Raw genomic sequence first — 11,087 nt, 5'->3', positions numbered from 1 at the left:
GCAACGACAACAGCCGCCCCAAGGCGCCGGCACGTCGAGAGATGGCGGTGGCCTGATGGATCGCTCGATTCGCCGACTCGGTGCCTTCATCATCGTGATCTTCTGCGCGCTCTTCGCCCAGCTCAACTACATCCAGGTGTTCCGGGCCGGAAGCCTCAACACGAAGCCTGACAACGACCGGCCCATCACGCAGGCTTTCAGCCGGCCGCGTGGAACGATGGCCACCGCCGATGGGGTGCTGTTGGCGCAATCGGTGCCCAGCGACGACCGCTACGAGCTCCAGCGGGTCTACCCGGAGGGTGAGCTGTACGCGGCGGTGACCGGCTACTTGAACCGGGTCCGGGGCGCCACCGGCCTCGAACGGGCCTACAACGACGAACTCTCGGGCAAGACGGCGCGCCAGCAGGTGAACCATGGCGCCCTGGTCCTGCAGGAGGGCTTGCCAGATCTGCTGTCGCGCTCACCCGAGTTGTTTTTCCGTACCTCTGCGGACGGTCTTATTGAAACCCGCCCCATGAAGGGGACGCAACCGCGATCCGCAAATCTTGAGGAAGATGCTCGGCGCAAAGCGTTTCTTGCCAGCGACGAGAAAAACCGTGCTGAGAACCTGATGATCGTTGATTTGATGCGCAATGACTTGTCGCGGATTTGTGAGATTGGTTCGGTCAATGTGCCAGAGTTGTTCCATGTGGAAAGCTTTGCAACCGTTCATCAGATGACCAGCTTGGTGCAGGGGCAATTGCAGTGCGGCATTCAATTGGGTGGAATATTGCAGGCTCTTTTTCCGTGTGGGTCGATCACCGGCGCACCAAAAATTCGGGCAATGGAAATTATCAGGGATTTGGAGCCTTGGCAGCGTGACATATATTGTGGCTCCATTGGCTGGTGGGGGCCAGATGGTCAATCCGAATTTAATGTGGCCATTCGCACGCTATTGGTTGAAAATGGCCGCGCAAGGTTGAATGTGGGCGGCGGTGTTGTTTATGACAGCACTGCGGCATCTGAATATGAAGAGGCATTATGGAAAGCGCGCTTCGCGACCACGCTCCAAAAGACCTAAGGGTTTTTGAGACTATGCTTTGGACCCCGGATAAAGGGGTGCATCGGTTGGATTTGCATTTGGCACGTCTGGCGGGCGGATGTGCACGTTTAGGTATTGAAGCGGGAAACATCAAAAGCATTTTGGATGTGATCCGGGGAGATAAGCCCCAGCGGATGCGCCTGTCTGTTGGATTTGACAATGATGTGAAAATTGAAACTTGGGATTTTGTTCCGCTGCCAGAAGATACAGTTTGGCGCGTGTCAATTGCGAGTGAGCAAGTTCATGCGGACGACCCTTGGCTGAAAATCAAAACCACCAAGCGTGAACTTTATAATCAGCTACGTGCGGATCTGCCGGATGGTTTGGATGAGTATATCGTTTTAAATGAACGAGGTGACGTGTGCGAAGGCACAATTACCAATGTGTTTGCTGATATGGGTGAGGGGCTTCTTACGCCGCCTTTGTCCTCTGGGTTATTGCCCGGTATTTTGCGCCAGGAGCTGCTGGAAAGTGGCAATGCCCGTGAAATGGTTTTGCAACCGAACGATTTACGTGAGGCGAGAGAGTTTTATGTTGGCAATTCGCTGCGCGGACTGATTAGAGCTCGCTTGGTTTAGCTTTGGCGTGGAATGACATGCAATGATGCGCAACGCATGTGCCAAAAGGGGTTGCGTTTTGATTTCTTAAGGTTTATTACACCACTTCCAGCCGTGCGGGCGACTCGCGCGGCTATTTGGTTATGGGCACACGGACATAGGTTTCGTGTTGAAACTCAAGGGAATTTTATGGCTCGGACAAATCCGTTCACATTTTTGCAGCAAGTCCGTTCGGAAGTTGCAAAGGTCGTATGGCCGACCCGTAATGAGACTATGGTTTCAACCATCATGGTTTTGATCATGGTGACATTGGCCAGTGTGTTCTTTTTGGCGGCGGATCAAGTTGTTGCTTGGTTTGTAGGATTGCTGCTTAGCATTGGCTAAGCCTTAATAGTGAACGGTTAGGTTTTTTACTGATGGCAAAACGCTGGTATATCGTCCAGGCCTATTCAAACTTCGAGCGCAAAGTCGCCGAATCTATCAGAGAAAAGATCGTGGCTTCGGGCCTTGATCATTTGTTTGATGATGTGCTTGTTCCAACTGAAAAAGTTGTTGAAGTGCGCCGCGGCCGTAAGGTTGACGCAGAGCGCAAGTTCTTTCCCGGATATGTTCTTGTTAAAATGGAACTGACGGATGAAACATTTCACTTGATCAAGAATACGCCAAAAGTAACTGGCTTTTTGGGATCTGAGCATAAGCCGATCCCGATTTCAGAAACTGAAGCGAATTCAATTCTGCATCAAGTACAAGAAGGCGTTGAGCGGCCTAAGCCCTCAATCAGCTTTGAAGTTGGTGAGAGCGTTCGCGTGTCGGACGGTCCGTTTGCCAGCTTTAACGGTGTGGTTGAAGAGGTTGATGAGGAACGCGCGCGTCTTAAAGTTGAAGTTTCTATTTTCGGTCGGGCTACACCGGTTGAATTGGAATATGGTCAGGTTGAAAAAGCCTAACCATTAAATCTGTGTGGGAGAGGGTGCTGGTTGGCCAAATCAGCACATTACACCTTGCACCACGCTGTTGTGAATGTCCGCATGGTGCGGGCGCATTTGAAAAGGCAACAAAATGGCAAAAAAGATTGAGGGCTATTTGAAGCTCCAAGTGCCGGCTGGCGCAGCTTCGCCGTCACCCCCGATTGGCCCTGCATTGGGTCAACGTGGTTTGAACATCATGGAATTCTGTAAGGGTTTCAACGCAGCAACTCAGGAAATGGAAAAGAACTCACCTATTCCGGTGACAATTACCATTTTTGCGGACAAAAGCTTCACCTACACAATGAAGCAACCGCCTGTGAGCTATTTCTTGTTGAAGACTTTGGGCTTGCCTAAAGGTTCACAAAAGCCTGGTCACGAAGTTGCGGGTTCTATTTCGCAAGACCAGTTGCGCGAAATTGCAGAGAAGAAAATCCAAGATCTAAACGCGGACACTATTGAGGCAGCGATGGCACAAATCGCAGGTTCAGCTCGCGCTATGGGTCTTGAGGTTCAGGGGTAACGAGAATGGCTAAACTAGGTAAACGTACCGTCGCTGCTCGTGAAGCTGTTGACCGCAAAAAACTCTACAAGTTGGAAGAAGCTATTGCGCTTGTAAAAAGCAATGCAACAGCAAAGTTTGATGAGACCATTGAAGTGGCCATCAACTTGGGTGTTGATCCACGTCACGCAGACCAAATGGTTCGCGGCGTTGTTGCGCTTCCAAATGGTACAGGCCGTACAGCACGTGTTGCTGTTTTTGCTCGCGATGCGAAAGCTGACGAAGCAAAAGCTGCTGGTGCAGATATTGTTGGTGCAGAAGAGCTTGTTGATGAAGTGCTTAAGGGCAACATCGACTTTGATCGCTGCATTGCAACACCAGACATGATGCCACTTGTTGGTCGCTTGGGTAAAGTTTTGGGTCCTCGTAACCTAATGCCAAACCCTAAAGTGGGCACAGTGACACCTGACGTGAGAACTGCTGTTGAAGCTGCTAAAGCAGGTTCAGTTGAGTTCCGCGTTGAGAAAGCTGGTATTTTGCACGCTGGTGTTGGTAAAGCATCGTTTGATGACGCAAAGTTGGTTGAAAACGTAAAAGCTTTTGCTGATGCGGTTCAGAAAGCTAAACCATCTGGCGCAAAAGGTACATTCATCCAGCGCGTTGCGCTGACATCTTCAATGGGCCCTGGTGTTCATGTTGATGTGTCATCTGTACAAGCGTAAGGCTTTTTAAGATGGCGGGCGTTTAGGCGCCCTACACAAGAATTCGGGTGGTTTTAATCACCCGATTTCAAACCCCGAACTTTAGGGGTTTGGATTAAGACCTGTCCGAGACTGTAGGCGTTCCTTTTTGGGAACTTAATATTCCAGCCAACAATAGACGGCGTGACAATCGACACAGAATTCGCCCGAATGGGCAAGGATGTTTCGGTTCGAACAAACCAGTTTTGACCAAGCTTTGTTTGGACATTTCAGGTTGGCAGGCATTTCACCGTTGCTTTAGCTGGTCTGGAACTATTTAGGCAGCAAAGCATCAAAACTGAAACGGTTCGAGAAGTTTCTCGGATCATTAGTGGAGAGAAGCAGTGGATAAAGCGGAAAAGCGAGAGCTGGTATCGTCATTGCAAGATGCGTTCAACGCGTCTGGTTCTGTCGTAGTAGCTCATTATTCAGGCTTGACAGTCGCCAAAATGGAAGATCTGCGCGTGCAGATGAAACAAGCTGGTGGCCAAGTTAAAGTTGCGAAAAACCGCCTTGCCAAGCTCGCTCTTGAAAATGCTGAAATTGCGGATTTTGGTGAATATCTCACCGGTCCAACAGTTCTAACCTATGCGGAAGATCCAATCACGGCAGCAAAGATTTCTGCCAAGTTTGCTAAGGCTAACGACAAGTATGTCGTTCTTGGCGGCGCGATGGGTGAAACCAAACTCGACCCTAAACAGGTTGCGGCATTGGCTGAACTTCCAAGTCTTGATGAACTACGTGCGAAACTTGCTGGTCTGGTTAAACAGCCTGCAACAAACATCGCCGCAATTCTCAATGCACCTGGCGGGCAAATTGCTCGAGTTATCTCAGCATATTCTACAAAGGGCGAAGAAGCGGCATAGCGCCTTCGCATCACAACCACAGTTCGAATTGAAATACATAAGGAAAATACAATGGCTGATCTAGCAAAGCTCGTTGACGATCTATCTGCCCTTACAGTTTTGGAAGCTTCTGAGCTTTCAACAATGTTGGAAGAAAAATGGGGCGTTTCTGCCGCTGCTCCAGTAGCTGTTGCTGCTGCTGGCGGTGTTGCTGCTGAAGCTGCTGAAGAGCAAACAGAATTCGACGTAATTCTGACTTCTGCTGGCGACAAGAAAATCAACGTGATTAAAGAAGTTCGCGCAATCACTGGTCTTGGCTTGAAAGAAGCTAAAGACCTTGTTGAAGGTGCACCGAAGCCTGTTAAAGAAGGCATCGCGAAAGCTGAAGCTGAAGAGCTTAAAGCTAAACTTGAAGCTGCAGGCGCAGGCGTCGAGCTTAAGTAAGTCTTTGGAAGTGGCGCGGTATAAGCGCCGCGCCGCTTCCTTTCGCTCAGCGTAATTGAGCGTAATAAATTTGGTCCGTTGCATCTGGCGGGCGAAGTTGCGGTAAACAAACAATAGGGCAGATGTCCCGAGTACCGAAGATAATTTTCGGTATTCTGGACAGTTGCCCTTAAAGCATTTCAAAACATAGGAGCGGGCATGACCACCAACTATCAAGGTCGTCGTAAAGTACGCAAATCCTTTGGCAGCATTCGAGAAGTCATCGAAATGCCAAACCTAATTGAAGTTCAAAAAGCATCATATGATCAATTCTTGATCGTAGACGCACCTGAGGGTGGTCGTGGTGACGAAGGTCTTCAATCTGTATTCAAGTCAGTTTTTCCAATTTCTGACTTCGCAAACACAGCGTCCTTGGACTTTGTGTCTTATGAATTTGAACAGCCTAAATATGATGTAGATGAATGTCGCCAACGCGATATGACATTTGCAGCGCCTTTGAAGGTCACTCTTCGTTTGATCGTATTTGAAATCGACGAGGAAACAGGCGCGAAGTCTGTAAAAGACATCAAAGAACAAGATGTTTACATGGGCGATATGCCATTTATGACCGGTAACGGTACATTTGTGGTCAATGGTACCGAGCGTGTTATCGTTTCTCAAATGCACCGTTCACCTGGTGTGTTCTTTGATCACGATAAAGGCAAATCACACTCTTCAGGTAAGCTTTTGTTTGCTGCGCGTATCATTCCTTACCGTGGCTCTTGGCTCGATATTGAATTTGACGCGAAAGATGTTGTTTATGCCCGCATCGACCGTCGCCGCAAGATCCCTGTAACTTCTTTGCTCAAAGCTTTGGGCATGGATGCAGAGGAAATCCTTGATACATATTACAACACGATCACTTATGAGCGTGCGAACGGTGGATGGCGTCAGCCATTTGATTGGGAAAAAGTGCGTGGCACAAAACCAATCGCAGACATCATCGACGCTGATACTGGTGACGTGGTGCACGAAGCTGGCAAGAAAATGTCAGCACGTGCAGCGAAAAAGTTGCACGAAGGCGGCATGACCCACGTTTTGGTGGAAGATGCTGATTTGTTCGGTTCTTATGTTGCAGAAGATTTGATCAATGACGAAACTGGCGAGATTTATCTCGAAGCTGGTGACGAACTTGATGATGCAAACTTGGCTAAATTGGTTGAAGCCGGTTTTGACGCTGTTCCTGTGCTCGATATCGACCACGTGAATGTTGGCGCTTACTTGCGCAACACATTGGCGCTCGACAAAAACGAGTCTCGTGAAGATGCATTGTTTGACATCTACCGCGTGATGCGTCCGGGCGAGCCGCCCACCATCGAAACTGCTGAAGCAATGTTTGAATCATTGTTCTTTGATTCTGAACGTTATGACCTTTCAGCGGTTGGCCGTGTGAAAATGAACATGCGTTTGGACATGGAGTGTGAAGACACTGTTCGTGTTCTACGCAAAGAAGACATTGTTGAAGTCGTTCGTACTTTGGTGAACCTTCGTGACGGCAAGGGCGATATCGATGATATCGATAACCTTGGCAACCGTCGTGTGCGTTCAGTTGGCGAGTTGATGGAAAACCATTACCGTCTTGGCTTGTTGCGCATGGAACGTGCGATCAAAGAGCGTATGTCATCTGTGGAAATTGACACAGTGATGCCGCAAGATTTGATCAACGCAAAGCCAGCAGCCGCTGCGGTGCGTGAGTTCTTTGGTTCATCACAGCTTTCACAGTTTATGGATCAGACCAACCCGCTTTCAGAGATCACGCATAAGCGTCGTCTTTCAGCGCTTGGCCCTGGCGGTTTGACACGTGAGCGTGCTGGTTTTGAAGTACGTGACGTTCATACAACGCACTATGGACGTATTTGTCCGATTGAAACTCCAGAGGGTCCAAACATTGGTTTGATCAACTCTTTGGCCACATTCGCACGGGTCAACAAATACGGCTTTATTGAAGCGCCTTACCGTAAAGTTATCGACGGCAAAGTGACTGATGACGTTGTTTATCTTTCAGCAATGGAAGAAGCAAAATACAATGTTGCGCAGGCTAACGCCAAGCTTAACGACGATGGTTCGTTTGAAAACGATCTTGTAACTTCACGTCACGCGGGTGAGGTGTCTTTGACACCACGCGAAGCGATTGACTTGATGGACGTTTCGCCGAAACAGGTTGTTTCGGTTGCGGCTTCGCTTATTCCATTCTTGGAAAACGATGATGCGAACCGTGCATTGATGGGTTCAAACATGCAGCGTCAGGCTGTGCCATTGCTTCGTGCACAGGCGCCGTTTGTGGGTACTGGCATGGAAGCCGTTGTGGCACGCGATTCAGGTGCGGCGATTGTTGCCAAACGTCCAGGTATCGTTGATCAGGTTGACGCGACACGTATCGTTATTCGTGCAACGCAAGAAACTGATGCTTCTAAGTCTGGTGTGGACATCTACACATTGATGAAGTTCCAGCGTTCAAACCAATCATCATGTATCAACCAACGTCCATTGGTCGTAGTGGGTGATCATGTTGATGCGGGCGATACGATTGCTGATGGTCCATCAACTGATATGGGCGATTTGGCTCTTGGCCGTAACGTGCTCGTCGCGTTTATGCCTTGGAATGGCTACAACTATGAGGATTCGATCCTTCTTTCTGAAAACATTGTGAAAGATGACGTGTTCACGTCTGTTCACTTGGAAGAGTTCGAAGTGATGGCGCGGGATACCAAATTGGGTCCTGAGGAAATCACTCGCGATATTCCAAACGTTTCAGAAGAAGCTTTGAAAAACCTCGACGAAGCGGGCATCGTACACATTGGTGCGGACGTTGAAGCGGGCGACATTTTGGTGGGTAAAATCACACCAAAAGGCGAAAGCCCAATGACACCTGAAGAAAAGCTTTTGCGGGCTATCTTTGGTGAAAAAGCTTCTGACGTGCGTGACACATCATTGCGTGTTCCTCCTGGGGATGCGGGCACAGTGATTGAAGTTCGTGTGTTCAACCGTCACGGCATCGACAAAGATGAACGTGCGATGGCTATTGAGCGCGAAGAGATTGAACGTCTTGCCAAAGATAGGGACGATGAGCAGTCAATTCTTGATCGTAACGTTTATGCGCGTTTGAAAGAAATGTTGTTCGGCAAAGAAGCAACTGCCGGCCCTAAAGGCTATGTTGCAGGCACAAAGTTGAATGACGTTGTGTTTGAAAGCCAGCCACGTTCTAAATGGTGGCAGTTTGCGGTTGATGATGACCATGTGATGTCTGAAATTGAAGCATTGCAGGGCCAATATGAAGACAGCCGGAAGCAGCTTGAGCAACGTTTCATTGACAAGGTTGATAAGCTTCAGCGTGGTGACGAATTGCCACCAGGCGTAATGAAGATGGTTAAAGTCTTTGTTGCGACTAAGCGTAAAATCCAGTCTGGTGATAAAATGGCTGGCCGTCACGGCAACAAAGGTGTGGTGTCTCGCATCATGCCTGTTGAAGATATGCCTCACTTGGCAGACGGTACACCAGTTGACATCGTTTTGAACCCGCTTGGCGTGCCAAGCCGGATGAACGTTGGTCAGATCTTGGAAACTCACCTTGGTTGGGCTTGTGCTGGCATGGGCCGCAAAATCGGCGCGATGTATGACACATACAAGCGTGAAGGTCAGAACAATGTAGCGCCACTTCGTGAAGAGCTGAATGCGCTTTACACGGACGATGACTACATCCAAGACCTTGATGACGACAGTGTTGTGCGTTTGTCTGAGTATTTGGGCACCAAGGGCGTTTCAATCGCAACACCGGTATTTGATGGTGCGAAAGAAGCCGACATTGTTGTGATGCTTGAACAAGCAGGGCTTGAAGCTTCTGGTCAATCTCGTTTGATCGATGGACGTACAGGTGAAGAGTTCGACCGTGATGTAACCGTTGGTTACATTTACATGCTCAAACTTGGTCACATGGTGGACGACAAGATCCACGCGCGTTCAATCGGACCATACTCCCTTGTTACCCAGCAACCGCTTGGTGGTAAGGCACAGTTTGGTGGTCAGCGCTTTGGTGAGATGGAAGTTTGGGCGCTTGAAGCTTACGGCGCAGCTTATACGCTTCAAGAAATGCTCACAGTTAAATCGGATGACGTTGCAGGGCGGACGAAAGTCTACGAAGCAATCGTTCGGGGCGATGACACGTTTGAGGCCGGTATTCCGGAAAGCTTTAACGTGTTGGTCAAAGAAATCAGATCCTTGGGTCTCAATGTTGAATTGAGCACCGCGGCTGAAGATGAATTTGAGGATGATGAACCACAGGATCAGATCGAACAAGATCAACCTGCGGACGCTGCAGAATAATCTAGTAGCAACATCAATCGCTTAATTTTTCCGCAGGTTTATAACGGGGTTTGGAGACGTCCAGCCCCACCTGCAACATAGGAGATACGAAATTGAACCATCAAGTTATGGATCTTTTCAATCCGCAGGCTCAGGCGCAAGTTTTTGACCAAGTCAAAATCAACATTGCTAGCCCTGAGAAAATTCTGAGCTGGTCTTTTGGTGAAATCAAAAAACCAGAAACGATCAACTATCGTACGTTCAAGCCAGAGCGCGATGGCCTTTTCTGTGCCCGCACATTTGGTCCGCAAAAAGACTATGAATGTCTTTGCGGTAAATATAAGCGCATGAAGTTTAAAGGCGTTATCTGTGAAAAGTGTGGCGTTGAAGTCACCTTGTCTCGGGTTCGTCGTGAACGCATGGGTCACATCGAATTGGCAGCGCCAGTTGCCCACATTTGGTTCTTGAAGTCACTTCCATCTCGTATTGCGCTGTTGCTCGATATGACATTGAAGGACGTCGAGCGGGTGCTCTATTTCGAACACTATGTGGTGATCGAGCCCGGTTTGAGCCCGTTTTCAGTCAACCAGCTTATTACTGAAGAAGAATTCATCGACGCCCAAGACGAATATGGTGCCGATAGCTTCACAGCAATGATTGGTGCGGAAGCTATCCGCGAAATGTTGGCTTCGCTTGACTTGGAAAAGTTGGCCGCTCAGCTCCGCGTTGAAATCGCTGAAGCAACGACAGAACTGAAGCCTAAGAAATTGGGCAAGCGTCTGAAAGTTGTTGAGCAGTTTATCGTTTCAGGCAACCGGCCTGAGTGGATGATCATGACTGTTGTGCCTGTGATCCCGCCTGAGTTGCGCCCCTTGGTGCCGCTTGATGGTGGTCGCTTTGCGACGTCAGATTTGAACGACCTTTATCGTCGTGTGATCAACCGTAACAACCGCTTGAAGCGCTTGATGGAGCTTCGTGCGCCAGACATCATCATTCGTAACGAAAAGCGGATGTTGCAAGAGTCTGTTGATGCCTTGTTCGACAATGGTCGTCGTGGCCGTACCATTACTGGTGCGAACAAGCGTCCGTTGAAGTCACTTTCTGACATGCTTAAAGGTAAGCAGGGTCGTTTCCGCCAGAACTTGCTTGGTAAACGGGTCGATTATTCTGGTCGTTCTGTTATTACCGTTGGCCCTGAGTTGAAACTGCACCAGTGTGGTTTGCCGAAGAAAATGGCCCTTGAATTGTTCAAGCCGTTTATCTATTCGCGCCTTGAAGCCAAAGGCCTTTCAACAACTGTTAAGCAAGCGAAAAAGCTGGTTGAAAAAGAGCGTCCTGAAGTTTGGGACATCTTGGACGAAGTTATTCGTGAGCACCCAGTGATGTTGAACCGTGCGCCTACCTTGCACCGTTTGGGCATTCAAGCTTTTGAACCGACATTGATCGAAGGTAAAGCCATTCAGCTTCACCCGCTCGTTTGTGCGGCCTTTAACGCCGACTTTGACGGTGACCAAATGGCTGTGCACGTTCCATTGTCTTTGGAAGCGCAGTTGGAAGCGCGCGTGCTGATGATGTCAACAAACAACATTTTGCACCCAGCCAATGGTCAGCCGAT

Annotated in this window: 9 protein-coding genes and 1 pseudogene; all 10 read left to right on the top strand. The window is 49.0% G+C overall.

Annotated features, from left to right (window positions below; genetic code table 11):
• Positions 1-1,060 (top strand): chorismate-binding protein (locus tag Q0231_RS05570; protein ID WP_299346098.1); only part of this gene is annotated, 1,060 nt, incomplete at its 5' end.
• Entirely contained in the window at positions 1,021-1,659 is a 639-nt protein-coding gene (locus Q0231_RS05565) for an aminotransferase class IV family protein (protein ID WP_299346096.1), read from the top strand. The genes Q0231_RS05570 and Q0231_RS05565, both read left to right, overlap by 40 nt.
• 168 nt (positions 1,660-1,827) lie before the next feature.
• Entirely contained in the window at positions 1,828-2,022 is a 195-nt protein-coding gene (gene secE, locus Q0231_RS05560) for a preprotein translocase subunit SecE (protein ID WP_269393984.1), read from the top strand.
• 32 nt (positions 2,023-2,054) lie between these two features.
• Complete coding sequence (gene nusG / locus Q0231_RS05555) at positions 2,055-2,585, top strand: transcription termination/antitermination protein NusG (protein WP_269393985.1); 531 nt, start codon at positions 2,055-2,057, stop codon at positions 2,583-2,585.
• A gap of 112 nt (positions 2,586-2,697) precedes the next feature.
• A complete protein-coding gene (rplK, locus tag Q0231_RS05550; RefSeq protein WP_269393986.1) occupies positions 2,698-3,126 on the top strand; it encodes a 50S ribosomal protein L11 in 429 nt (142 codons plus the stop codon).
• A 5-nt stretch (positions 3,127-3,131) separates the two neighbouring features.
• A complete protein-coding gene (gene rplA / locus Q0231_RS05545) occupies positions 3,132-3,827 on the top strand; it encodes a 50S ribosomal protein L1 (protein WP_299346091.1) in 696 nt (231 codons plus the stop codon).
• A gap of 362 nt (positions 3,828-4,189) precedes the next feature.
• Entirely contained in the window at positions 4,190-4,711 is a 522-nt protein-coding gene (gene rplJ, locus Q0231_RS05540) for a 50S ribosomal protein L10 (RefSeq protein ID WP_269393988.1), read from the top strand.
• A gap of 51 nt (positions 4,712-4,762) precedes the next feature.
• A complete protein-coding gene (rplL, locus tag Q0231_RS05535; protein ID WP_269393989.1) occupies positions 4,763-5,134 on the top strand; it encodes a 50S ribosomal protein L7/L12 in 372 nt (123 codons plus the stop codon).
• A 198-nt stretch (positions 5,135-5,332) separates the two neighbouring features.
• Entirely contained in the window at positions 5,333-9,493 is a 4,161-nt protein-coding gene (gene rpoB, locus Q0231_RS05530; RefSeq protein WP_269393990.1) for a DNA-directed RNA polymerase subunit beta, read from the top strand.
• A 92-nt stretch (positions 9,494-9,585) separates the two neighbouring features.
• Positions 9,586-11,087: pseudogene (locus Q0231_RS05525) on the top strand (DNA-directed RNA polymerase subunit beta'); the annotation flags it as partial.

The organism is uncultured Maritalea sp., from assembly GCF_937139385.1.
Classification (GTDB): domain Bacteria; phylum Pseudomonadota; class Alphaproteobacteria; order Rhizobiales; family Devosiaceae; genus Maritalea; species Maritalea porphyrae_A.
The sequence above is the reverse complement of the archived record's forward strand: the minus strand, read 5'-3'. Positions and strand labels throughout refer to the sequence as shown.

Excerpts from the sequence above, each read along its gene's own strand:
- rplL (WP_269393989.1), top strand. The coding sequence starts at position 4,763 with ATGGCTGATCTAGCAAAGCTCGTTGACGATCTATCTGCCCTTACAGTT.
- rpoB (WP_269393990.1), top strand. The coding sequence starts at position 5,333 with ATGACCACCAACTATCAAGGTCGTCGTAAAGTACGCAAATCCTTTGGC.
- rplK (WP_269393986.1), top strand. The coding sequence starts at position 2,698 with ATGGCAAAAAAGATTGAGGGCTATTTGAAGCTCCAAGTGCCGGCTGGC.
- nusG (WP_269393985.1), top strand. The coding sequence starts at position 2,055 with ATGGCAAAACGCTGGTATATCGTCCAGGCCTATTCAAACTTCGAGCGC.
- secE (WP_269393984.1), top strand. The coding sequence starts at position 1,828 with ATGGCTCGGACAAATCCGTTCACATTTTTGCAGCAAGTCCGTTCGGAA.
- rplA (WP_299346091.1), top strand. The coding sequence starts at position 3,132 with ATGGCTAAACTAGGTAAACGTACCGTCGCTGCTCGTGAAGCTGTTGAC.
- Q0231_RS05565 (WP_299346096.1), top strand. The coding sequence starts at position 1,021 with ATGGAAAGCGCGCTTCGCGACCACGCTCCAAAAGACCTAAGGGTTTTT.